This is a genomic window from Neobacillus rhizosphaerae (genome assembly GCF_937468385.1).
GTDB classification, from domain to species: domain Bacteria; phylum Bacillota; class Bacilli; order Bacillales; family Cytobacillaceae; genus Neobacillus; species Neobacillus rhizosphaerae.
This window is the reverse complement of sequence record NZ_CALBWS010000016.1, coordinates 52,028-75,205: the sequence shown is the minus strand read 5'-3', so window position 1 is coordinate 75,205 and position 23,178 is coordinate 52,028. Positions and strand designations below refer to the sequence as shown.

At 38.8% G+C, this 23,178-nt stretch carries 25 protein-coding genes and 1 other annotated feature; of the genes, 24 read left to right on the top strand and 1 reads right to left on the bottom strand.

The window, feature by feature from the left end; genetic code table 11:
• The first annotated feature begins 21 nt into the window (after positions 1-21).
• The 6 genes from dnaK (at position 22) to deoC (ending at position 7,143) form a co-directional block, all read left to right on the top strand.
• Positions 22-1,857, top strand: a complete 1,836-nt coding sequence (gene dnaK, locus M5A78_RS13175; protein ID WP_248735727.1) for a molecular chaperone DnaK — start codon at positions 22-24, stop codon at positions 1,855-1,857.
• Between the two features lie 179 nt (positions 1,858-2,036).
• Positions 2,037-3,170, top strand: a complete 1,134-nt coding sequence (gene dnaJ / locus M5A78_RS13170) for a molecular chaperone DnaJ (protein ID WP_248735726.1) — start codon at positions 2,037-2,039, stop codon at positions 3,168-3,170.
• Between the two features lie 16 nt (positions 3,171-3,186).
• Positions 3,187-4,128, top strand: coding sequence for a 50S ribosomal protein L11 methyltransferase (gene prmA / locus M5A78_RS13165; protein WP_248735725.1), 942 nt, complete (start codon positions 3,187-3,189; stop codon positions 4,126-4,128).
• Positions 4,129-4,225: 97 nt separating this feature from the next.
• Positions 4,226-4,975 (top strand): 16S rRNA (uracil(1498)-N(3))-methyltransferase, encoded by a 750-nt coding sequence (locus tag M5A78_RS13160; protein ID WP_248735724.1) that lies wholly within the window; start codon positions 4,226-4,228, stop codon positions 4,973-4,975.
• A gap of 7 nt (positions 4,976-4,982) precedes the next feature.
• On the top strand, positions 4,983-6,356 hold the full coding sequence (gene mtaB, locus M5A78_RS13155; RefSeq protein ID WP_248735723.1) for a tRNA (N(6)-L-threonylcarbamoyladenosine(37)-C(2))-methylthiotransferase MtaB: 1,374 nt from the start codon (positions 4,983-4,985) through the stop codon (positions 6,354-6,356).
• Positions 6,357-6,468: 112 nt separating this feature from the next.
• Entirely contained in the window at positions 6,469-7,143 is a 675-nt protein-coding gene (gene deoC, locus M5A78_RS13150; protein ID WP_248735722.1) for a deoxyribose-phosphate aldolase, read from the top strand.
• A gap of 30 nt (positions 7,144-7,173) precedes the next feature.
• Here the strand turns inward: deoC and M5A78_RS13145 are convergent, their stop codons facing one another.
• On the bottom strand, positions 7,174-8,115 hold the full coding sequence (locus M5A78_RS13145) for a Na/Pi symporter (protein WP_248735721.1): 942 nt from the start codon (positions 8,113-8,115) through the stop codon (positions 7,174-7,176).
• A gap of 216 nt (positions 8,116-8,331) precedes the next feature.
• On the opposite strand from M5A78_RS13145, the gene rpsU reads away from it, so the two are divergent.
• The 18 genes from rpsU to M5A78_RS13055 all read left to right on the top strand — a co-directional run bounded on the left by rpsU (position 8,332) and on the right by M5A78_RS13055 (position 22,924).
• On the top strand, positions 8,332-8,505 hold the full coding sequence (gene rpsU, locus M5A78_RS13140) for a 30S ribosomal protein S21 (protein ID WP_007087607.1): 174 nt from the start codon (positions 8,332-8,334) through the stop codon (positions 8,503-8,505).
• 15 nt (positions 8,506-8,520) lie between these two features.
• Positions 8,521-8,967 (top strand): GatB/YqeY domain-containing protein, encoded by a 447-nt coding sequence (locus tag M5A78_RS13135; RefSeq protein ID WP_248735720.1) that lies wholly within the window; start codon positions 8,521-8,523, stop codon positions 8,965-8,967.
• A gap of 126 nt (positions 8,968-9,093) precedes the next feature.
• Entirely contained in the window at positions 9,094-9,729 is a 636-nt protein-coding gene (locus M5A78_RS13130; RefSeq protein ID WP_248735719.1) for an NfeD family protein, read from the top strand.
• A gap of 15 nt (positions 9,730-9,744) precedes the next feature.
• Complete coding sequence (floA, locus tag M5A78_RS13125; RefSeq protein WP_248735718.1) at positions 9,745-10,740, top strand: flotillin-like protein FloA; 996 nt, start codon at positions 9,745-9,747, stop codon at positions 10,738-10,740.
• Between the two features lie 34 nt (positions 10,741-10,774).
• Positions 10,775-11,257 carry a hypothetical protein gene (locus M5A78_RS13120; RefSeq protein ID WP_248735717.1) on the top strand — a complete coding sequence of 161 codons (483 nt, stop codon included), beginning with the start codon at positions 10,775-10,777 and terminating at the stop codon, positions 11,255-11,257.
• 88 nt (positions 11,258-11,345) lie between these two features.
• Positions 11,346-11,648, top strand: coding sequence for a sporulation protein YqfC (gene yqfC, locus M5A78_RS13115; protein WP_248735716.1), 303 nt, complete (start codon positions 11,346-11,348; stop codon positions 11,646-11,648).
• Positions 11,645-12,838: a sporulation protein YqfD gene (yqfD, locus tag M5A78_RS13110; protein WP_248735715.1), complete on the top strand. Its 1,194-nt coding sequence runs from the start codon at positions 11,645-11,647 to the stop codon at positions 12,836-12,838. Before yqfC ends, yqfD begins: the two co-directional genes overlap by 4 nt.
• Positions 12,835-13,815, top strand: coding sequence for a PhoH family protein (locus tag M5A78_RS13105; RefSeq protein WP_248735714.1), 981 nt, complete (start codon positions 12,835-12,837; stop codon positions 13,813-13,815). The genes yqfD and M5A78_RS13105 overlap by 4 nt, the downstream gene beginning before the upstream one ends.
• 172 nt (positions 13,816-13,987) lie before the next feature.
• The gene (locus M5A78_RS13100; RefSeq protein ID WP_248735713.1) at positions 13,988-16,162 is read left to right on the top strand and encodes an HD family phosphohydrolase; all 2,175 of its coding nucleotides are present in this window, start codon (positions 13,988-13,990) and stop codon (positions 16,160-16,162) included.
• Positions 16,159-16,629, top strand: a complete 471-nt coding sequence (gene ybeY, locus M5A78_RS13095) for an rRNA maturation RNase YbeY (protein WP_248735712.1) — start codon at positions 16,159-16,161, stop codon at positions 16,627-16,629. Before M5A78_RS13100 ends, ybeY begins: the two co-directional genes overlap by 4 nt.
• The gene (locus M5A78_RS13090) at positions 16,613-16,993 is read left to right on the top strand and encodes a diacylglycerol kinase family protein (protein ID WP_248735711.1); all 381 of its coding nucleotides are present in this window, start codon (positions 16,613-16,615) and stop codon (positions 16,991-16,993) included. The genes ybeY and M5A78_RS13090 overlap by 17 nt, the downstream gene beginning before the upstream one ends.
• A gap of 201 nt (positions 16,994-17,194) precedes the next feature.
• On the top strand, positions 17,195-17,596 hold the full coding sequence (locus M5A78_RS13085; protein WP_248735710.1) for a cytidine deaminase: 402 nt from the start codon (positions 17,195-17,197) through the stop codon (positions 17,594-17,596).
• Positions 17,586-18,506, top strand: a complete 921-nt coding sequence (gene era / locus M5A78_RS13080) for a GTPase Era (protein WP_248735709.1) — start codon at positions 17,586-17,588, stop codon at positions 18,504-18,506. The genes M5A78_RS13085 and era overlap by 11 nt, the downstream gene beginning before the upstream one ends.
• A gap of 159 nt (positions 18,507-18,665) precedes the next feature.
• Complete coding sequence (locus M5A78_RS13075; RefSeq protein ID WP_248735708.1) at positions 18,666-18,809, top strand: YqzL family protein; 144 nt, start codon at positions 18,666-18,668, stop codon at positions 18,807-18,809.
• A gap of 34 nt (positions 18,810-18,843) precedes the next feature.
• Complete coding sequence (recO, locus tag M5A78_RS13070) at positions 18,844-19,596, top strand: DNA repair protein RecO (RefSeq protein ID WP_248735707.1); 753 nt, start codon at positions 18,844-18,846, stop codon at positions 19,594-19,596.
• A gap of 50 nt (positions 19,597-19,646) precedes the next feature.
• Positions 19,647-19,833: a binding site (T-box leader), on the top strand.
• 105 nt (positions 19,834-19,938) lie between these two features.
• Complete coding sequence (locus M5A78_RS13065; protein ID WP_248735706.1) at positions 19,939-21,321, top strand: glycine--tRNA ligase; 1,383 nt, start codon at positions 19,939-19,941, stop codon at positions 21,319-21,321.
• A 131-nt stretch (positions 21,322-21,452) separates the two neighbouring features.
• Positions 21,453-22,085: a helix-turn-helix transcriptional regulator gene (locus M5A78_RS13060; protein WP_319942291.1), complete on the top strand. Its 633-nt coding sequence runs from the start codon at positions 21,453-21,455 to the stop codon at positions 22,083-22,085.
• A 29-nt stretch (positions 22,086-22,114) separates the two neighbouring features.
• Entirely contained in the window at positions 22,115-22,924 is an 810-nt protein-coding gene (locus M5A78_RS13055) for a pyruvate, water dikinase regulatory protein (protein ID WP_248735705.1), read from the top strand.
• Positions 22,925-23,178: the final 254 nt, after the last annotated feature.

The window sequence follows — 23,178 nt, the reverse complement described above, 5'->3', positions numbered from 1 at the left end:
TTTATTAAGGAGGAAAAGTCAATGAGTAAAATAATTGGTATTGACCTTGGAACAACAAACTCTTGTGTGTCCGTGCTTGAAGGCGGAGAACCAAAAGTAATTCCGAATCCAGAAGGAAATCGTACAACTCCGTCCGTTATTGCATTTAAAAATGGAGAGCGTCAAGTCGGAGAAGTGGCAAAGCGCCAAGCAATTACGAATCCAAATACAATCATGTCAATCAAACGTCATATGGGCACAAGTTTTAAGCAAGAGATTGAAGGCAAGAATTATACTCCACAGGAACTATCTGCCATCATTCTTCAATATTTAAAATCATTTGCTGAAGATTATCTTGGTGAGCCAGTAACAAAGGCTGTTATTACGGTACCGGCCTATTTTAATGATGCAGAACGCCAAGCTACTAAAGATGCCGGAAAAATTGCTGGCCTTGAAGTAGAACGTATTATCAATGAACCGACTGCTGCAGCGCTTGCTTACGGTTTAGATAAAACCGATCATGATCATACAATCCTTGTTTACGATCTTGGTGGTGGTACATTTGACGTTTCCATTCTTGAACTAGGGGACGGCGTATTCCAAGTTAAAGCAACTGCAGGTGATAATCGCCTTGGCGGTGACGATTTTGACCAAGTGATTATTGATTATTTAGTTGACCAATTCAAGAAAGAAAATGGTATTGACCTTTCTCAAGATAAAATGGCTTTACAGCGATTAAAGGATGCTGCAGAAAAAGCGAAAAAAGATTTATCTGGTGTAACTTCAACACAAATTTCGCTTCCATTTATCACTGCTGGGGCTGCTGGACCGCTTCACCTTGAAGTAACCATGTCCAGAGCGAAATTTGATGAATTATCCGCTCATCTCGTGGAACGGACAATGGGTCCAACTCGTCAAGCTCTTAGCGATGCTGGCATGTCGCCATCACAAATTGATAAAGTAATTCTTGTAGGTGGCTCTACACGAATTCCTGCTGTGCAAGAAGCAATTAAAAAAGCAACTGGACAGGAGCCTCACCGCGGCGTAAACCCAGATGAAGTAGTAGCAATGGGTGCTGCTATTCAGGGTGGAGTTATCACTGGTGATGTTAAAGATGTTGTCTTGCTTGATGTTACTCCATTATCGCTTGGTATTGAAACAATGGGCGGCGTATTTACGAAATTAATTGATCGTAATACCACTATCCCTACATCAAAATCACAGGTATTCTCAACAGCTGCTGACAGCCAAACTGCTGTGGATATTCATGTCCTTCAAGGGGAACGTCCAATGGCAGCTAATAATAAAACATTAGGCCGCTTCCAGTTATCGGATATTCCACCAGCACCACGTGGAATTCCACAAATCGAAGTGAACTTTGATATTGATAAAAATGGTATTGTAAATGTACGTGCGAAAGACCTTGGCACAAATAAAGAACAACAAATTACGATTAAATCTTCAACAGGACTTTCTGACGAAGAAATTCAAAAAATGGTCAGAGAAGCGGAAGAAAACGCGGATGCAGATAAACAACGTAAGGAAGAAGTGGAGCTTCGCAATGAAGCAGACCAACTTGTCTTTACAACAGAAAAAACATTAAAAGACCTTGAAGGTAAAGTTGATGCGGGTGAAGTTGCAAAAGCAAATGAAGCTAAGGATGCTTTAAAAGAAGCGATTGAGAAAAATGATCTTAATGAAATCCGTACTAAAAAGGATGCATTACAAGAAATCGTTCAAGCCTTGACCGTTAAACTTTATGAAGAAGCAGCTAAACAGGCACAAGCACAGCAAGGCGGCCAAGAAGATGGAAATACCACGGCTAAAGACGACGATGTTGTCGATGCAGAATTTGAAGAAGTAAAAGACGATAAATAATACAGATAAACGGAAGTGCCTTGGCGCTGTAGCTAGACAGGTACCTTTGTTATATGTAATTATTTGTTAACTCGCTAAAAAGTCAAAGTCAGTCTCATGGCTTTGGCTTTTTTGTTGCTTTAACTATCTTAAGGGTGTTAGAATAATCTTTATGTGAAAGAATTCGGGAGTGGTAATCAATGAATAAACGGGATTACTATGAAGTGCTAGGGATTAGTAAGAGTGCTTCAAAGGATGAAATAAAAAAAGCTTATCGTAAACTGTCTAAACAATATCATCCAGATATTAATAAAGAGCCAGATGCGGCAGATAAATTCAAGGAAATTACCGAAGCTTATGAAGTATTAAGCGATGATCAAAAAAAGTCCCATTATGACCAGTTTGGCCATACGGACCCGAACCAAGGGTTTGGCGGTGGTTCTGATTTCGGCGGCGGTTTTGGAGGTTTTGAAGATATCTTTAATACCTTCTTTGGTAGCGGAGGCGGCAGTTCGAGACGACGTGATCCAAATGCACCGAGACAAGGGGCAGACCTTCAGTACACGATGACTGTTTCATTTGAAGAAGCAGCGTTTGGTAAAGAAACAGATATTGAAATTCCACGGGAAGAAACATGCGAAACTTGCAGTGGATCAGGCGCAAAACCAGGAACAAAACCAGAGACTTGTCAGCATTGCCAAGGAACTGGCCAATTGAATGTAGAGCAAAACACTCCTTTCGGCAGGATTGTAAATCGCCGTACATGTCACCATTGTAATGGTTCCGGGAAAGAAATAAAGCATAAGTGTTCAACCTGCGGCGGTGCAGGGAAAGTGAAAAAACGCAAGAAAATTCACGTTAAAATTCCAGCAGGTATTGATGACGGTCAGCAGCTACGTATGGCTGGTCAAGGGGAAGCCGGGATTAATGGAGGACCATCTGGAGACCTTTATGTGGTATTTCATGTCCGTCAACATGAGTTTTTTGAACGAGATGGCGATGATATTTATTGTGAAATGCCAATCACGTTTGTTCAAGCATCGCTGGGTGATGAAATTGAAGTCCCAACTTTGCATGGAAAAGTAAAGCTGAAAATCCCTACTGGTACGCAAACGGGTAAGAAATTCCGTTTAAAAGGAAAAGGTGTACCAAATGTCCGCGGATATGGTGTCGGAGATCAGTATATTATTGTTCGCATTATTACACCAACGAAGCTCTCTGAGAAACAAAAGCAGCTTTTAAGAGAATTTGCGGAGCTCAGCGGTAATTCTCCGATTGGTGAACATGAAGAAAGTTTTTTCTCAAAAGTAAAACGTGCCTTTAAAAGCGAGTAAGGATGGAGTTGGTAGAATGAAGTGGTCAGAAATTAGTATCCACACAACAAACGAGGCGATCGAACCTATTTCTTATATTTTGCATGAATCTGGTGCGAGCGGTGTAGTTATTGAAGATCCATTTGAATTGACGAAGGAAAGGGAAGATCAATTCGGAGAAATCTACCAACTTAATCCAGATGATTATCCGGAGGAAGGCGTTATGGTTAAAGCCTACCTTCCTGTCAACAGTTTCTTAGGAGAGACCGTTGAGGCCATAAAGGAATCAATTAATAATCTCATTATTTATGATATTGATTTAGGAAAAAACAAAGTGACCATTAGTGAAGTCCACGAAGAAGAGTGGGCAACCGCTTGGAAGAAATACTATAATCCGGTGAAAATTTCTGAGAAATTTACCATTGTCCCAACTTGGGAGATTTATGAGCCTGTCAGCAGTGATGAATTAATCATTGAATTAGACCCTGGGATGGCTTTCGGTACTGGAACACATCCAACAACGGTCCTGTGTATTCAAGCCCTTGAAAGAATTGTCCGACCGGGTGACAGGGTTATTGATGTCGGGACTGGATCAGGAGTATTAAGTATTGCCGCGGCAATGCTTGGTGCGGAAGATGTTAGAGCCTATGACCTCGATGAAGTAGCGGTAACATCTGCGAAGCTAAATATTAAGTTAAATAAGGTAAGTAAAACTGTATCAATTTCCCAAAACAATCTTTTAGATGGTGTCGAGGAAAACTCAGCCGATGTGATTGTCGCGAATATTTTAGCAGAAGTCATCTTACGGTTTACAGATGATGTTGCTCGTATAGTCAAGCCGGGTGGAGTGTTTATCGCATCTGGAATCATTCAGCCGAAAAAAGATCAGGTGAAAGAGGCTTTAATAGCTTCAGGATTCGAGATTACCGAAACCAATCTTATGGAAGATTGGGTTGCGCTTATCGCAAAAAGGATATAACAATGGTGAGAAAGGGGGAATACCCCTTTTTCTGCTTTCAAAATAAGTATTTTTTTAGTAAAATAATGAGTAAACGTTTTAGAGAGGGTGCAATTGTGTGCAACGCTACTTTGTTAACAAAAAAGCAAATGAGGATCGTTTTTTCATCGATGAAGAAGACCGCCATCATATCGTTAAGGTGATGCGGATGCAAATTGGCGATCAAATTATTTGCGTTGACCCTGAAGGGAGACAAGCAGTTTGCAGGCTTGCAGAAATTACCGATGAAAGTGTCGTTGCAGACATTGTACAATGGATAGAAGCGATTCCGGAGCTTCCGATTTTTATTACGATTGCGAGTGGTCTGCCTAAAGGGGACAAGCTAGAATGGATTATCCAAAAGGGAACGGAACTCGGCGCACAACAGTTTCTTCCATTTTCAGCTGCCCGCTCAGTCGTGAAATGGGATGAAAAAAAAGCTGCCAAGAAAATAGATAGGTGGAAAAAGATTGCTAAAGAAGCTGCTGAACAATCCCATCGTGCTGTCATGCCTAAAATCGTTAGCCCAATGAGCTTTAAAGCTTTAATGGGAATAAGTAAGGATTTTGATTATAAATTAGCTGCTTTTGAAGAAGAGAGTAGAAACGGTGAAATTTCCGTTTTTTCTTCAACCCTCCAACAAATGAAAAAAGGGGAATCCCTCCTTTTGGTTTTTGGTCCAGAAGGCGGCTTAGCGGATGAAGAGGTTCAGCAATTACGGAATTATGGGTTTGGTCTTTGCGGATTAGGCCCACGAATTTTAAGAACGGAAACGGCGCCATTATATTCTCTTGCGGCTATTTCCTATCATTTTGAATTATTGAGGTGAGTTTGCAATGGCAACAGTCGCGTTTCATACTCTTGGATGCAAGGTGAACCATTATGAAACTGAAGCCATCTGGCAGTTGTTTAAGCAGGAAGGCTACGATCGAGTTGAATTTGAATCAATCTCGGATGTATATATTATTAATACTTGTACAGTAACGAATACTGGTGATAAAAAAAGTCGTCAAGTCATTAGACGTGCTGTAAGGAAAAATCCTGATGCTGTTATTTGTGTAACTGGGTGTTATGCACAAACATCACCTGCGGAAATTATGGCGATTCCTGGTGTCGATATTGTTGTAGGTACACAGGACCGTGTGAAAATGCTTGATTATATTGAGCAATATAAAGCGGAACGCCAGCCGATTAATGGTGTTGGCAATATCATGAAAAATCGTGTTTACGAAGAGCTTGATGTTCCCGCTTTTACCGACAGGACACGTGCCTCGTTAAAAATTCAGGAGGGCTGTAACAATTTTTGTACCTTCTGTATCATCCCTTGGGCCCGCGGTCTGATGAGATCTCGTGATCCAAAGGAAGTGATCCGCCAAGCCCAGCAGTTAGTGGATGCTGGGTACAAGGAAATCGTCTTAACTGGAATACACACTGGCGGTTATGGAGAAGACTTGAAGGACTATAATCTAGCTTTATTGCTTCGTGATTTAGAAGCAGAGGTAAAGGGGATAGAACGCCTCCGTATTTCGTCGATTGAAGCGAGTCAGATTACTGATGAAGTAATTGAAGTTATTAAGCACTCGAATATCGTTGTTCGTCATTTGCACATTCCATTGCAATCTGGTTCCAATTCCGTCCTAAAACGAATGCGTCGGAAATATACGATGGAATTCTTTGGAGAGAGACTTGATCGCCTGAAAGAGGTACTTCCAGGACTTGCGGTTACCTCTGATGTCATTGTTGGATTCCCTGGAGAAACAGAAGAAGAATTCATGGAAACGTATAATTTTATTAAAGACCATAAATTCTCTGAGCTTCACGTTTTCCCATATTCTAAGCGTACTGGTACACCGGCTGCCCGCATGGAGGACCAAGTGGATGAAGATGTGAAAAATGAACGGGTTCATCGCTTAATTTCCCTTTCTGATCAGCTGGCAAAGGAATATGCATCCTTATTTGAAGGTGAAGTATTGGATGTGATTCCTGAAGAGGTATCCATGGAAGAAGCTAATTCTGGTTTGTTGCTGGGATACTCTGATAATTACATGAAAGTTGTTTTTTCAGGCCCTGAAGAGTTGATTGGTAAAATTGTTAAAATTAAAATCACAAAAGCCGGCTATCCTCACAATGAAGGCCAATTTGTAAGAGTTGTTGAAGATGCTTCGCTAGTGAAGAATGAAGTTTTTCATAAAGAAGAAGCTGCTATTTAAGGAAAAAAGGACCTCTTGCGGGTCCTTTTTATTTTGGGGCATACTATCATCAGCAGCAAATTTCTATCTAAACCATTTAATTTTTAGACTGATATTTGAAGGAGGCATACAAATGACTACTACAAATGTTGCTGCAATGATTGACCACACCTTACTAAAGCCAGAAGCAACGAGGCAGCAAATTGAGACCTTATGCCAAGAAGCTAAGGAGAACAAATTCTTTTCCGTATGTATTAATCCATTCTGGGTCAGTACGGCAAAAGAATTATTAGCGGGCAGCGGTGTGAAGGTCTGTACTGTCATAGGATTTCCTTTAGGGGCGACAACTTCTGAAACAAAAGAGTTCGAAACGAAAAATGTAATTGATCATGGTGCCGATGAAGTGGATATGGTCATCAATATTGGTGCGCTAAAAGATCGAAACGATGAACTAGTGGAAAGTGACATCCGTGCTGTTGTCGAAGTGGCAAAGGGCAGGGCACTCTCAAAAGTGATTATTGAAACATGTTTATTAACAAGGGAAGAAAAAATCCGTGCCTGTGAGCTTTCCGTAAAAGCAGGTGCTGACTATGTGAAAACCTCTACAGGATTTTCAACAGGAGGAGCAACCGCTGATGACATTGCTCTCTTGAGACTAACAGTGGGGCCGGATATCGGTGTCAAAGCTTCCGGTGGTGTACGAAGCACAGAGGATGCCCAAAAAATGATTGAGGCTGGGGCAACGAGGATTGGTGCAAGTTCAAGTGTTGCGATCATAAATGGACTTACAGTAAGCTCTGATTACTAAAAAAAAACGGCGATTAAGCCGTTTTTTTGTTCAAGAAATAGGTCGCTTAGGCTTTCTATAGTGTAAAAATAAAATCATCTCACCAAATCTTGTTGCAAATGGTAAAACGACCAATGATGTGGCCACATTAAAAATCACACTAATATGAGCTAATTGAACGTCTTTTTTACTAGCTAGTATTGTCGCGTTTTCGGTGAGAAGTGGAATCAGAGGGATAAATAGCAAAACGCCAAAAACATTGAGCCAAACATGGGCAAAAGCAGCCAGTCTTGATTCTGTTCCTCCTCCCATGGAAGCAATGACGGCTGTAATGCATGTTCCAATATTAGCGCCAAGCACAATGGCAATTCCCGCATCCAGCTGCAAAAGGCCTGCAGTTAGAAAGCCCATGGCCATTCCAGTCATTGCAGTGCTTGACTGAATAATAGCCGTGATTATGGCCCCCGTTAATAAACTGAAGATGATATTGTCATTGATGGATAAAATAAATTTATTAATATAGTTCATTGTTGTTAATGGATGCGCTAGTAACTCGAATCCTTTCATCGCAGTAAAAACAGAGGCGATTCCAAACAGCAGCATGCCAATACTTCTGACTTTTTTGTTTTTAAATAAAATAAGTAGGGCACCGCTAATAGCCAGAGGAACAAGGATGGCATCCAAATTAAACGTAATTAACTCTGTTTTAAAGGTCGTTCCAATATTAGTTCCGAGAATAATTCCGATAGACTGAGGAAAGGTCATGATTCTTGCGGAAATTAATCCAATGGTTATGACCATAACAGCGGAGCTGCTTTGAAGAAGGGCTGTAATAAACGTCCCGGTCAACATTCCTTTTAATGGTGTCTTGGTTAGTTTTATCAACCATGTTTTCAATTTAGTTGCTGACAAATTAAATAGGCCAAACCTAATAATCGTCATTCCAAAAATAAATAAAAAAATACAAAGAACAAATAAAAGTATGTATTGCATGTTTTGGCCCCCTTCTTTCAGTGTATGGTCATATATAAAGGGACATGCCACTTTTACAGAAAATAAAGACAGGCTATTATGTTTATGAGTATAAAAAAGTGAAAAGGTTGTTTTAACTATACGATTTTCAGTTGACCTTGTATCAAGGTTATATTATAATTGCAAAGTACATGGATTGAATGTTAGTGTGTTGTGTTTCGGAGGGAGGGAAAGAGAATGTCTAAAACCGTCGTTCGTAAAAACGAATCGCTTGAAGATGCTCTTCGTCGCTTCAAACGTACAGTATCAAAAACTGGTACTTTGCAAGAGGCAAGAAAGCGCGAATTCTATGAAAAGCCAAGTGTAAAACGTAAGAAAAAGTCTGAAGCAGCAAGAAAACGTAAGTTTTAAGAGAGGGTGTAATACATGAGTCTTCTCGAGCGTTTAAATAATGATATGAAACAAGCGATGAAAAACAAGGAAAAAGACAGACTCTCAGTTATTCGGATGGTTAAAGCCTCATTGCAAAATGAAGCCATTAAGCTTGGTACAAAAGAGCTTTCCGAAGATGTGGAGCTTACAGTCCTTTCTCGCGAATTAAAACAACGCAAAGACTCCCTCCATGAATTTGATAAAGCTGGTCGTGAAGATCTAGTTGAAAAATTGCGTACAGAGTTGGCTATCGTCGAACTGTATATGCCGAAACAGCTTTCTGAAGATGAGCTGTCCGTAATTGTAAAAGAAACGATTGCTGAAGTCGGTGCAACATCAAAAGCGGAAATGGGAAAAGTGATGGCTGCGATTATGCCTAAAGTAAAGGGAAAAGCAGACGGATCACTTGTAAATAAATTTGTACAACAACACCTTTCATAGTATTCTGACACTGAGATCGCAGGCAATTCTGTCTGCGGTCTTTTAATTTTTTAAAAAATGAAACTTTTTTTGCATTCATCCGTATTGATTACAGTCAGATGAAAACTAGAAAGGGGGGTTCATCAGATGATTGAATTTCTGACAAACCCGGTTATTGTAACCGTTCTCTTAACGATTGCGGGAGTTGGAATCGTATTGGAACTGTTTTCAGCGAAGTTTGGTATTGCCGGATTTATCGGTGTTTTGGCGCTAATTATCTTCTTTTATGGGCATTTTCAAGCGGGGCTAGCGGGATATGGAACATTACTTTTATTTGTGGCAGGAATTCTGCTTATCTTTTTGGAGTTCTTTTTGCCTGGAGCTGTTTCAGGAACGCTCGGTGTTGCTGCCTTGATTTTAAGCCTTTTTTTAGCGAGTGGAGATGTCCTACAAATAGGTGTTTCCATATTAATTGCCATTTTCTTTTCTATCCTGGTTTTCTTTATGATGATTAAGATTTTTGGTAAAAAACTTGTTCTATTTAATAAAATAGTATTGTTTGACTCAGCTAAAAAAGAAGATGGTTATGTTTCTAATATTAACCGTACGGACCTTTTAGGAAAGCAAGGGACAGCCTTAACTATTTTACGGCCTGCCGGAACCATGATTATTAATAATGAACGAGTTGACGTGGTGAGTGAAGGTGGCTTTATTGAACAAAATGCAACAATAAAGGTTATTAAGGTAGAAGGAGCCCGAATTGTTGTTAGAGAGATTGAATAAAAGGAGGTTTTTGTAATGGATGTGGTATCTGGAGGAACTATTTTTATCGTTGCTGTTGTCGTTGTTGCTTTAATTTTCTTAGGAATATTATTATCCTTTGTACCGGTTATGCTTTGGATTTCTGCACTGGCTGCTGGTGTTAGAATTAGCATTTTTACACTTGTAGGGATGAGGCTTAGAAGGGTAACCCCTAGTCGGGTAGTAAATCCGCTTATTAAAGCCCATAAAGCTGGAATCAATGTAACAATCAATCAGCTTGAAAGCCACTATTTAGCTGGTGGTAATGTAGACAGAGTGGTAAATGCACTGATTGCTGCACACCGTGCCAACATCGAACTATCATTTGAGCGTTGTGCTGCGATTGATCTTGCTGGTCGTGATGTTTTAGAAGCGGTGCAAATGAGTGTTAATCCAAAAGTAATTGAAACACCATTCATTGCGGGTGTTGCCATGAATGGGATTGAAGTAAAAGCAAAAGCAAGAATTACTGTACGTGCAAATATCGACCGTCTCGTCGGTGGGGCTGGTGAAGAAACCGTTGTTGCCCGTGTTGGCGAAGGGGTTGTTTCGACAATCGGTTCATCCGATAGTCATAGCAAGGTCTTGGAAAATCCCGATTTAATCTCGCAAACGGTGCTTGCAAAAGGACTTGATGCTGGTACAGCTTTTGAAATTCTGTCGATTGATATTGCGGATGTTGATATCGGTAAAAATATCGGTGCCGAGCTTCAAACAGAACAAGCGGAAGCAGATAAGAAAATTGCCCAAGCAAAGGCTGAAGAGCGCAGGGCAATGGCAGTAGCACAAGAACAAGAAATGAAGGCAAAAGTACAAGAAATGAGAGCAAAAGTTGTCGAGGCGGAAGCAGAGGTACCACTTGCGATGGCTGAAGCGCTTAAATCAGGTAATATTGGTGTCATGGACTATATGAACATTAAAAACATCTCCGCAGATACAGATATGCGAGGATCCATCGGGAAGATAACAGGCGAGAAAAAGAACGATCAGTAAAACCCACTTTGTTTAAAAAAGGAGGGTGGAGTTTTTGGAAGCACTATTATTTATGATCATTGTAGGTATCATCTCAGCTATCTTTGGTAAAGCAAAAAGTAATCAAGGACAATCGAAAAAAAAGCCGTTTTCAATGAATGGGATGGAAGATATTCGAAAACTTTTTAACGAGCTTACCAATAATGAGCCAAGAGAAACGAGCCCGATGGAAAAATCAAGCAAAATAAGTCCAATTAAGGCTGAACAAAAAGCGGAAAAGCTACAACCTAATTTAAATAGTCTCGAAAAAGAATACGTAAAAGTGCGACAAGAGTCAGAATCCAGTCGAATTGGAATGGCTATATCTCGGCAGCAAAGCGAAAAACTCAAAGATCAGGCAAAGACTGAAAGGCATGAAGAAGGAGCAACCATTATTTCTGAATATCCAGATGCAAAAACACTGGTGAATGGAATTGTATGGTCAGAAATTCTTGGAGAGCCACGCTCAAAGAAACCTTATTTTGCAAAAAGAGGCTAGTTTGATTTAAAAAGGTACCAAATAGAAAAAGATGTGCTAGAACCCCCTTTCATTTCATAAATATGAGATGAAAGGGGGTTCTTTTTTTATGGCAAAAAAATGGAGCCAACGGATCCGGAACTGGATGGCTAATAAAATGGATCTTCCTCAAGATGTCATGATGGATCTGCCTCGTATTACGATGATTGGCCAAATCCATGTATATATTGAGAACCACCGAGGCTTGCTTGCCTTTACAGATAAAGAACTCCGTTTGCTGTTAAAGAAGGGCCAATTGTTGATAAAGGGTAAGTCTTTTGTGATTAAAACGATTTTACCCGAAGAAATATTATTAGAAGGTAAAATTGATCAGGTCATTTATATAACGGAAAATCCAGGAGGAACAAAATGAAAAACCAATGGATTGAATTTCTCTATGGCAGGGTTATAGTAAAAGTATCTGGAAAGGGGCTTGAGCGCTTTTTAAATGTGCTGACGAGGGATGGTCTTCATATTTGGAACGTAAAACGGCATGGAACGGAAACCATTACCTTTAAGATGAGACTTCGGGATGCCAAGAACATTAGAATTTATGCAAGGAAAAGTGACTGTTCGATTAGATTTTTACAAAGAAGCGGAGTTCCTTTTTTATTCAAAAGATTGTTAAAAAATAGCGGCTTTATGATAGGAGCAGCTATTTTCCTGTTCATCATTTTTTTCTTATCGAATGTGATTTGGGGCATTGAGATAAAAGGGGCCAAACCAGCTACAGAGTATAAAATTCGAAAAGAATTGGACAAGATGGGTGTAAAAATTGGCAAGGTTCAATTCTTTGTTGATAATGTCGAAGGTATTCAAAGGAAATTAACTAATAATATCGGTGACCTTACCTGGGTTGGTGTGGAATTAAACGGGACAACCTACCATCTTCAAGTGGTTGAAAAAAATGAACCCAAAAAGCAGGAGCATTTAGCACCGCAAAATCTTATTGCCAAGAAGAAGGCTATTATTGTTAAAATGTTTATTGAGAATGGCCAAAAGGTTGTAGATATTCATGATCATGTGGAAGAGGGTCAATTGCTTGTTTCAGGTTCATTTGGACAAGAAGGGAAACAAGAGCTAGTTGCAGCAAATGGAGAGGTTTGGGGAGAAACCTGGTATAAAAGCCATGTAAAACTCCCTCTGGTAACCAAATTTCACGTATATACGGGCAAGGAAAAGCGAAAGCACTCTATTTTACTGGGAAAATTAGAAATACCTGTTTGGGGTTTTGGAAAAACGGAATTCAAAGAATTTGAAACAGAAAAGGATGTTCGCAAAATTCATTTTTTAAAGTGGGAATTGCCAATATCTTATATTCATAAAACGATACGGGAGCGGGAACCATTTACCCGCGAATATACTAATGAACAGGCCGAACAAATTGCGCTTGAGTTGGCTAAAAAAGATATAAAAAACGATTTAGATGAAGATGCTATTATAAAAGATGAAAAAATTTTACACAAGGTAATTAAAAATGGTAAAGTTATACTAGATATCCATTTTAAGATAATTGAAAATATTGCAGTCGGACACCCGATTTCCAAGGAGACTCCTGAATGATAGAAAAGTTAACAACAATAAATGTGCAGCTTGAGAATCCAGCGGAGGCCATTACCCTGCTGGGAAATTCTGATCAAAATTTAAAAATTATTGAACAAGAGCTTGATGTTTCCATCATCACAAGAGGTGAATCTGTTAGCTTGTCAGGCGACACGGAGAAGGTCAGTCTAGCCGGACAAATAATAGATAAATTAATGTTTGTCATTCGCAAGGGTATTAATATTAGTCAAAGAGACGTCTTATATGCTATCCAAATGGCAAATAAGGGAACGCTTGATTACTTTGTCAATTTGTATGACGAGGAAATCGGCAAAAATGTCAAAGGCAAATCTATTCGGATTAAAACCCTCGGACAAAGGCAATATGTTATGGCTATTAAGAAGCATGACCTTGTCTTTGGGATTGGGCCAGCAGGAACAGGAAAAACTTATCTTGCTGTTGTTATGGCCGTCAATGCCTTAAAAAATGGTCAGGTGAATAAAATCATCTTAACAAGACCAGCGGTTGAGGCAGGGGAAAGTCTTGGGTTTCTGCCGGGGGACTTAAAAGAAAAGGTAGATCCTTATTTAAGACCGTTGTATGATGCTTTAAATGACGTTTTAGGGGCAGAGCATACACAAAGGTTAATCGAACGTGGGACGATTGAAATTGCTCCTCTTGCATATATGAGAGGCCGCACGTTAGATGATGCCTTTGTGATATTAGATGAGGCTCAAAATACTACTGATAAGCAAATGAAAATGTTTTTGACTAGACTCGGTTTTGGATCGAAAATGGTGATAACGGGTGACCAAACACAAGTTGATTTGCCAAGAGGTGCAAAATCCGGGCTAATTGTGGCAGAAGAAATTTTACAAAATGTTAATGGCATTTCATTTATCTTATTAGAACAAAGTGACGTTGTCCGTCATCCGCTGGTCGGCCGAATCATTGAAGCTTATGAGAAAAAAGCTATCCAAAATAAAAATGAGGGGTAAGCCTGTTGAAGGTTTATCCCTTTTTCTCCTTAAATTAAACTTCAACTTTAATAAGGTGAAACTTCTCGGAAAAACTGTTATCATTTTACATAAAGCACACTTTCACCAATATTAGCTTATTCTTTTGGAATCACATGAAAATATATCCTGGGCTGTGGTTAGGGGGATTTAGTTGGATAAACTACAGAAATATTTCATACGGATACGAAAACTGCTTGATAATACTTTTTTTCGAATACTATTTTTTATCATATTAGGGATTGTCCTTTATGCAGCTATGTATAGTAATGTGAAACCAGAAAAACTAAATGTAAGTTTGTTTTCAGTTGCTGAGAAAACAATCCGTTCCCCAGGGACAGTAGAGGACAAAAAAAGTACTGAAAATAAGCGTAAAGATGCTCTTGACCAAGTGCAGGATGTCTATGCCTTAAAAAAAGAATACACCCAAAACCGAGTCGATTTAATTTCCTCCATCTTTCAATCAGCGGTAGAGGTCAATGATGAAATAAAGGAGGAAATGAAGAAGCAGCAAGAAACAGCAACTGTGGAAAAACCGGCAAAAGGGGAACCAAGTGTATCAGACAAAGTAACTAAGTTAAAAGCAAAATTGACATCCACTGTGTCCGATGATCTATCTGATCAGGTTTTCTCTGCTTTGGTTCAATCAAGTAAAGATGAATTGTCGATCGCAAAGGATTTGACTGTTACAGCCATCAACAATGTCATGACAAAAAGAATTTCTGCCGATGAAGTAGAAAACGCTAAAAAAAGAGTGGAAGAGGAAATAAAATATACAACACTGAATGATAATTTAAGAATAGCTGCGATTGAATTAGGAAGATATGCAGTTATTCAGAATGAGTTTTATGATTCCGTTGCCACAGAAGAGCTCAGGCAGCAGGCTGCGGAAAGTGTAGAACCTGTGAAAATTCTCCAGGGACAGATTATTGTTGAAGAAGGAAAATTAATTAATCAGGATATTTATCGGCAGTTAAAGCTGGTTGGTCTGTTAAATAATGAAAAATCATTTAAGCCCTTCATTGGCTTAGGTATGTTGATTATCATCATGCTTTCGGCTATCTACTATTATTTTTATCAAATGAAATCTCATCCTGAAAAGAGACAAACGCACTTATTATTGTTTGGGATTATTTTTATCCTCTCCATTTTTATTATGAAAATTGTTAGCATGCTGCAAATATTTAATTATTCCGGAATTGGCTACATATTCCCTGCTGCAATGGGAGGTATGATAATCAAAATATTAATTGATGAGAAGCTTGCCATTCTTATGTCGATTATTATGGCGGTTTGTGGCAGTATTCTTTTCAATGAAGGGGTTACGGGAACTCTTAACTTTTCAGAGGGGATCTATTTCCTTTTCAGTGCTTTAGCGGGTATCCTATTTTTAAGCGGTCAAAATCACCGTTCTAAGATATTACAAGCTGGTTCTTTTGCGGCAATTGTCAATCTGTTGACGATTCAAGCGTTACTGTTTTTGCCAAATGGACAGTTTTCATGGCTTGAATATGGTTACTATTTTATTACTGCTCTTGTCTCAGGAATTGGATCTGCTGTGTTAACAATTGGATTTCTGCCTTTCCTTGAGGCAAGTTTTGGGATTCTTTCAACAATGAGACTAATTGAACTTTCAAACCCTAACCATCCGCTTTTAAGGAAAATTTTAATCGAAGCACCCGGTACTTATCATCACAGCGTGATGGTAGCAAATTTAGCCGAAACTGCCTGTGAGGCAATTGGAGCAAATGGCCTTTTGGCAAGGGTTGGAAGCTATTATCACGATATTGGAAAAACAAAAAGACCGAACTTTTTTATTGAAAATCAAATGCATCATGAGAATCCCCATGATCGTTTGCCGCCAGACAAAAGTGCACATATAATTATTGCCCATGTGACAGATGGAGCAAATATGTTAATGAAACACCATATGCCTAAAGAAATTGTTGATATTGCCGAACAGCATCATGGGACAACACTGCTTAAATTCTTTTATCATAAAGCACTTCAAAGTGATGCCGAAATTAAGGAGGAGGAGTTCCGTTATCCAGGTCCAAAGGCACAGTCAAAAGAGTCGGCAGTAGTAGGAATTGCCGATAGCGTTGAGGCAGCTGTCCGCTCTTTATCACAGCCGACTCCAGAGTTAATTGAATCACTTGTAAAAAAAATTGTGGCAGACCGGTTGCAGGATGGTCAGTTAAATGAATGTGATATCACAATAAAGGAAATTGAAATAGTCTCCCATACATTATGTGAGACCCTAAAAGGGATTTTTCACTCTCGGATTGAGTATCCAGAAATGACGAAGAAAAAGGTGAAGCAAGGATGAGTTTATTAATTGATTGTATAGACGAAACGAATGAATTAGCAGAAGACCAAATGCTTGAAATCGAAAGGTTAATTAATTTTGCCGCCAATAAACAGAATGTTGAAGAGCAAAGCGAAGTTTCTGTTACATTTGTTTCAAATGAAAGAATTCAGGAAATTAACCGAGAATATCGTGATAAAGATATACCAACAGATGTCATTTCTTTTGCGATGGAGGAGCTTGGTGAAGGTGAAGTTGAATTAGTAGGTGCTGAAATGCCACGTGTCTTAGGAGATATTATCATCTCAATTCCCAAGGCAAAAGTGCAGGCAGAGGAGTATGGCCATTCTTTTATTCGAGAGCTAGGGTTTCTTGCGGTTCATGGATTCCTGCATCTGTTAGGTTATGATCACATGACTGAGGATGAGGAAAAGGAAATGTTCACATTGCAAAAGGAAATATTAAACGAGTATGGACTTACAAGATAAACGAAAACCTATACCATTCATTAGCTCGTTTTCATTTGCCGTTTCAGGAATCATGACAGCACTTAAAACTGAAAGAAATATGCGCATCCATTTCATTAGCTCGGTTATAGTTTTAGTTCTTTCTTTTTACTTTTCCATTACAAAAATGGAGTGGCTATTTATCCTTTTCGTAATTGGCGGCATGTTTGCTTTAGAATTAATTAATACCGCGATCGAGCGTGTAGTAGATCTTGTCACAGTAGAATATCATCCGCTTGCTAAGCAGGCAAAGGACTTGGCAGCAGGGGCTGTCTTGGTTTATGCTGCTCTCGCGGTTGCCATTGGGATTGTCATCTTTTTGCCGTATGCCTTACATATGTTTTGAGTTGGTTTTATCGATTTGAAATCGAATGGTAAATTCGGTAAAATAATTTATCAGCTTGCTATAAAAAAGCCAAGTTGATTTGTGGGAAAATTCTAATTATTTTAAATTTTATATTACTTTTTTGTTGCAAGTAATGATTTTCTCGGATTTTTGATGTAAAATAAAGGAACAGCAGATTTCTGCTGGAAGGGAAGAAGACTAGTGCACATTGAACAATTAATTGAAGAAGCAAAAAAGGCAAGAGAAAAAGCCTATGTTCCCTATTCGAAGTTTGGAGTAGGAGCAGCATTGTTAACAACGGATGGCAAAGTATATCATGGCTGTAATATAGAAAATGCCGCTTATAGTATGTGTAACTGTGCCGAACGTACTGCCTTATTTAAAGCCTATTCGGAAGGCGATCGGGATTTCGCACTATTAGCTGTTGTTGCTGATACAGACCGGCCCTGCTCTCCATGTGGTGCATGCCGGCAAGTTATATCTGAATTATGCTCCAAAGACATGAAGGTGGTTTTAACCAACCTAAAAGGTGATATTCTTGAAACCACAGTTGAAAATTTATTACCAGGGGCTTTTACACCGGAGGACCTACATGCTGAATAATAGGAGTGAAACCGAATACAAGTCAGGATTTATCTCTATTATTGGCAGACCAAATGTTGGGAAGTCTACTTTCCTTAACCGTGTAATTGGTCAGAAAATCGCCATTATGAGTGATAAACCTCAAACCACCCGCAATAAAATTCAAGGGGTATTAACTCTGAATGATTCACAAATGGTTTTTATTGATACACCAGGTATTCATAAACCAAAACACAAATTGGGCGACTTTATGATGAAGGTTGCACAAAATACCCTTAAAGAAGTTGATTTGATTTTATTTATGGTAAATGCAGAAGAGGGATTTGGACGTGGGGAAGAATTTATTCTTGAAAAATTCCAAACAGTAAACACTCCAATCTTTCTAGTGATTAATAAAATTGACCAAATTCATCCGGATGATTTGCTACCAATTATTGAATCCTATAAAGAAAAATACGCCTTTAAAGAAATAGTCCCTATTTCTGCTCTTGATGGAAATAATGTGGAACGCCTCTTAGACCAAATAAAAATGTTTTTACCTGAGGGTCCACAATATTATCCTGCCGACCAAGTTACCGATCATCCGGAACGATTTATCATTACCGAGCTGATAAGGGAAAAGGCACTGCACTTAACGAGAGAAGAAATTCCTCATTCATTGGCTGTTGTCCTAGACAAAATGGAGCGGCAACAGGGTAAAGATATCATTCATGTCATGGCCACTGTGATTGTGGAAAGAGATTCTCAAAAAGGAATTGTTATTGGAAAACAAGGAAGTATGCTAAAAGAAATTGGAAAGCGTGCCCGGGTGGATATTGAAAATCTACTAGGGTCAAAGGTGTTTTTAGAGCTTTGGGTTAAGGTTCAAAAGGACTGGCGAAATAAGATGTCCCAGCTTCGTGATTATGGCTTCAATGAGGATGAATACTAACTAATAACCCTAATTAAAATATTACCTAATTGACAAGATTATGCATGGACAACATTAACAAATTTTTCGTCTTATGATTTTTGCGCTGGCAGGCTATGATAATTGTAAGGTTTGGGATAGTTATAAGGCTAGTCTAAATATTGAAAGGTGGGGTTTTCGTTGATGGATTTTACGTGGAAAGTATTCCTTCAAACAGGTAATATTGACACATATCTTCTCTTCAAAGAGATGGAGAAGGAAAACCAAGAAATACCCGGAAATCTGAATGAAGAGCTAGCAAACATCGATTTTCCCGTTTCATAAGTTTGTCTTTGCGCTACTTAGAAGGTGACTTTTAATGCTTCAAAAGTGTGAAGGCATCGTCATTAGAACTACAGATTATGGTGAAACCAATAAAATTGTGACCATATATACAAGGGAATGGGGAAAGATTGGTGTAATGGCAAGGGGAGCTAAAAAGCCAAACAGCCGTCTCTCCTCGATTTCCCAACTTTTTACACACGGATATTTTCTCATTCAACGTGGGTCAGGATTAGGAAGTCTGCAGCAGGGTGAAATCATTTCCTCTATGAGATCAATCGGTGAAGACATATTTTTAACTGCCTATGCCAGTTATATTGCGGAATTAACCGATAAAGTTACGGAAGAAAAAAAGCCAAACCCTTTCCATTTTGAATTGCTTTTTCAAACATTGAATTACATGAATGAAGGCTATGAACCAGACATCCTCATGAATATATATGAGATGAAGATGTTAAATGTGATGGGATTGTATCCAATTTTAAATCAGTGTTCCGTTTGTGGCAGTACAGACGGGCATTTTTCTTTTTCGATTCGAGAAGGCGGGTTTATTTGCCATCGATGTCTAGATAAAGATCCGTACCATTTTAAATTATCACCAGCTACTGTAAAATTATTACGGCTATTTTATTTTTTTGATCTTTCAAGGTTAGGCAATATTACTGTTAAAGAGGAAACAAAAACTGAATTAAAAAATGTGATCACTGCCTACTATGAAGAATATTCCGGTCTTTACCTTAAAACTAAGAAGTTTCTTAACTCCATGGACCATTTTCGCAATCTCTTATAATTGCCTTGTTGACAATGGTTGGAGTTTTGGTTAAAATTCTGTTTAATATCATAATTGCAGTGATGGAAAAGAGTATTTAGTTATTTCTATAAAAAGCGAACCTAGGATGGTGTGAGCTAGGGTATAGGGTACTAAGGAAGGCGTTCCTGAGCAAATAAGTGTTAGTAAACACAAATTAAAGAGGCTGCTTTCATAGCAGCAAATAGGGTGGAACCGCGGGTAACTCTCGTCCCTATGCTTCAATAGCATAGGGACGGGAGTTTTTTATTTTTTAGAAAAGCGGAAGCGACCTCGAGGGCTAGGCACTGTAGCTAGACAATTAAAAAGAAGGAGCGAAAAACAATGAAGGTATCGATGGAGCAAATTGTATCACATGCTAAGCATAGAGGATTTATTTTTCCAGGATCAGAGATTTACGGTGGTCTTGCCAACACTTGGGATTACGGTCCGCTAGGCGTTGAATTTAAAAACAATATAAAACAGGCATGGTGGAGAAAATTCGTACAGGAGTCTCCTTATAATGTTGGTCTTGACGCCAGTATCCTGATGAATCCCCGCACTTGGGAAGCATCTGGACATATTGGCAACTTTAATGACCCGATGATCGACTGTAAAAATTGTAAAGCACGACATCGGGCAGATAAATTAATTGAAAATGCGCTAGATGAAAAAGGCATTGAAATGGTCGTAGATGGCTTACCGTTTGAAAAAATGGAAGAGTTGGTTAAAGAGCATAACATCGCTTGCCCTGACTGTGGTAGCCATGATTTTACCGGCATCCGCCAGTTCAATTTAATGTTTAAAACCTTTCAGGGAGTTACCGAATCAAGCACAAATGAAATCTTCCTTCGCCCTGAGACTGCTCAAGGTATTTTTGTAAACTTTAAAAATGTTCAGCGCACAATGAGAAAGAAATTGCCATTTGGTATTGCACAAATCGGAAAGAGTTTCCGCAATGAAATTACCCCTGGTAATTTTACCTTCCGTACAAGAGAGTTTGAACAAATGGAGCTTGAATTTTTCTGCAAACCAGGTGAAGAATTAAAATGGTTCGATTATTGGAAGCAATTTGCCAAAGGATGGTTACTGGCATTAGGTCTTACTGAAGAAAATTTAAGACTGCGCGACCATTCTGAAGATGAACTTTCTCACTACAGCAATGCGACAACTGATTTTGAATTTAAATTCCCGTTTGGGTGGGGAGAATTATGGGGAGTTGCTTCAAGAACGGACTATGATTTGAAGCAGCATATGGAGTATTCCGGTGAGGACTTCCATTATCTTGATCCGGAAACGAATGAGAAATATGTCCCATACTGTATTGAACCATCACTGGGTGCGGACCGGGTAACGCTTGCATTCTTGATTGATGCCTATGAAGAAGAGCAACTTGAAGATGGAACTTCTAGGACGGTTATGCATTTCCACCCGGCGTTAGCGCCATTCAAAGCAGCAATTCTTCCTTTATCGAAGAAGCTGTCAGAAGAAGCAAGAGAAGTATTTACCGCTTTATCTAAGCACTTCACGGTGGATTATGACGAAGCCGGTTCCATCGGTAAACGATATCGTCGCCATGATGAAATTGGTACACCATACTGTATTACTTATGATTTTGATTCAAAAGAAGACAACATGGTTACAGTCAGAGACCGGGATACTATGGAACAAAAACGTATACCGATTGCTGAACTTGTCAGCTTTTTGCAGGAAAAGATAATGTTTTAATGAAAAGGTGCGGTTTTCTACCGCACCTTTTCTGTAGTATAGACTGCGAATCCATTTCAAATAAAATAAAATTAGGATATAATATTCCTATTAAAGTATGTCATTTAATAAAAACATAGAGAAATCTCAAGGTGGTGAGGACAATCGAACTGACTAAACGCCAAGAACATATATTGCAAATCGTTAAAGACAATGGACCGATAACGGGTGAACAAATTGCTGACCAACTTAGCTTGACTAGAGCTACATTAAGGCCGGATCTTGCTATCTTAACGATGGCTGGCTTTTTAGATGCCAGACCGCGTGTCGGCTATTTTTATTCAGGGAAATCAGGTACACAACTACTGACGGAAAATCTGCAGAAGATTTATGTCAAGGATTATCAGTCTATCCCTGTAGTGGTGAGTGAAAATGTATCAGTTTACGATGCCATTTGCACGATGTTCCTTGAAGATGTTGGTACATTATTTGTAGTTGACCCAAACTCTATTCTAGTTGGCGTTCTTTCAAGAAAGGATTTGCTTAGAGCTAGCATTGGAAAACAGGAACTTACAAGTATCCCTGTACATATTATTATGACAAGGATGCCCAATATTACCATGTGTGAACGAGATGATTTATTAATTGAGGTCGCTAAAAAATTGATTGAAAAGCAAATAGATGCCCTACCGGTGGTAAAAAAATCAGAAAAAGGTTACGAGGTAATTGGCAGAGTAACAAAAACAAACATCATTAAAGCGTTTGTTTCGTTAAGCGACGAGTAAAACAATATAAGAGGAGCTGTTGAGGAAGAATGAATTTGCCAATTATTTATGTTGTTTCTGATTCTGTAGGTGAAACTGCTGAATTAGTTACAAAAGCGGCGATAAGCCAGTTTAATGGTGTTGGTATGACGTTAAAAAGGTTTCCGTATGTAGAAGATAATGAACATATTGATGAAGTATTATCGCTTGTGTCTCTTGATAAGGGAATGATTGCCTTTACACTTGTTAAACCAGAAATGCGTACATATATAAAGCAAAAAGCGGAACAAGAAGCGATTATCGCTGTTGATTTAATGGGTCCAATCATGGATCAAATCCAGGTTTTCACTGGTAAGGCACCATTATGTGAACCAGGACTTGTCAGAAAACTCGATGAGGATTACTTTAAAAAGGTGGAAGCCATCGAATTTGCTGTCAAATATGATGATGGCCGCGACCCAAGGGGAATATTAAAAGCAGATATTGTTTTGATTGGGGTGTCCAGAACCTCCAAAACGCCATTATCACAATACTTGGCCCATAAGCGCCTAAAAGTGGCGAATGTCCCGCTCGTTCCAGAGGTTGACCCACCGGAAGAACTTTATAAAGTTCCAATTGAAAAGTGCTTTGGGTTAAAAATTAGCCCGGAAAAGCTAAATAATATTAGACGGGAACGATTAATCTCATTAGGTTTAAATGATCAGGCGAGTTATGCGAATATTGAGCGAATTAAAGAGGAATTAACCTTCTTCGAAAATGTAATGAACAAAATTAAATGTCCAGTTATTGATGTGACCAATAAAGCTGTTGAAGAAACAGCAAATGTCATTCTAAATTATATTCAAAAAGGTAGACCCTAACACATAATCTGTTGATTATGTGTTTTTTAAACAAAAGAAAAAGAAAAATTATAAGAAAAAATTATGGCAAAATGATATTGAATATACTATAATAAAAAATTGTGATAAAAATATATCTTTTTAGGTTTAGAGTTGCTTGGGAACGAATAAACTATTTATTGTTAGATGTCAAGGCAAGCCCCTAAAAAAAATTCGACATAAATCCTTTTATAAAAGTTATTTCTTAAAGAAGGAATATGCGGAGTGATGTAGAA

What these genes read in the sequence shown, in the direction of transcription:
- dnaK (WP_248735727.1), top strand. Translation starts at nt 22, where the DNA reads ATGAGTAAAATAATTGGTATTGACCTTGGAACAACAAACTCTTGTGTG.
- dnaJ (WP_248735726.1), top strand. Translation starts at nt 2,037, where the DNA reads ATGAATAAACGGGATTACTATGAAGTGCTAGGGATTAGTAAGAGTGCT.
- prmA (WP_248735725.1), top strand. Translation starts at nt 3,187, where the DNA reads ATGAAGTGGTCAGAAATTAGTATCCACACAACAAACGAGGCGATCGAA.
- mtaB (WP_248735723.1), top strand. Translation starts at nt 4,983, where the DNA reads ATGGCAACAGTCGCGTTTCATACTCTTGGATGCAAGGTGAACCATTAT.
- deoC (WP_248735722.1), top strand. Translation starts at nt 6,469, where the DNA reads ATGACTACTACAAATGTTGCTGCAATGATTGACCACACCTTACTAAAG.
- M5A78_RS13145 (WP_248735721.1), bottom strand. Translation starts at nt 8,115, where the DNA reads ATGCAATACATACTTTTATTTGTTCTTTGTATTTTTTTATTTATTTTT.
- rpsU (WP_007087607.1), top strand. Translation starts at nt 8,332, where the DNA reads ATGTCTAAAACCGTCGTTCGTAAAAACGAATCGCTTGAAGATGCTCTT.
- M5A78_RS13135 (WP_248735720.1), top strand. Translation starts at nt 8,521, where the DNA reads ATGAGTCTTCTCGAGCGTTTAAATAATGATATGAAACAAGCGATGAAA.
- M5A78_RS13130 (WP_248735719.1), top strand. Translation starts at nt 9,094, where the DNA reads ATGATTGAATTTCTGACAAACCCGGTTATTGTAACCGTTCTCTTAACG.
- floA (WP_248735718.1), top strand. Translation starts at nt 9,745, where the DNA reads ATGGATGTGGTATCTGGAGGAACTATTTTTATCGTTGCTGTTGTCGTT.
- yqfC (WP_248735716.1), top strand. Translation starts at nt 11,346, where the DNA reads ATGGCAAAAAAATGGAGCCAACGGATCCGGAACTGGATGGCTAATAAA.
- yqfD (WP_248735715.1), top strand. Translation starts at nt 11,645, where the DNA reads ATGAAAAACCAATGGATTGAATTTCTCTATGGCAGGGTTATAGTAAAA.
- M5A78_RS13105 (WP_248735714.1), top strand. Translation starts at nt 12,835, where the DNA reads ATGATAGAAAAGTTAACAACAATAAATGTGCAGCTTGAGAATCCAGCG.
- ybeY (WP_248735712.1), top strand. Translation starts at nt 16,159, where the DNA reads ATGAGTTTATTAATTGATTGTATAGACGAAACGAATGAATTAGCAGAA.
- M5A78_RS13090 (WP_248735711.1), top strand. Translation starts at nt 16,613, where the DNA reads ATGGACTTACAAGATAAACGAAAACCTATACCATTCATTAGCTCGTTT.
- era (WP_248735709.1), top strand. Translation starts at nt 17,586, where the DNA reads ATGCTGAATAATAGGAGTGAAACCGAATACAAGTCAGGATTTATCTCT.
- recO (WP_248735707.1), top strand. Translation starts at nt 18,844, where the DNA reads ATGCTTCAAAAGTGTGAAGGCATCGTCATTAGAACTACAGATTATGGT.
- M5A78_RS13065 (WP_248735706.1), top strand. Translation starts at nt 19,939, where the DNA reads ATGAAGGTATCGATGGAGCAAATTGTATCACATGCTAAGCATAGAGGA.
- M5A78_RS13055 (WP_248735705.1), top strand. Translation starts at nt 22,115, where the DNA reads ATGAATTTGCCAATTATTTATGTTGTTTCTGATTCTGTAGGTGAAACT.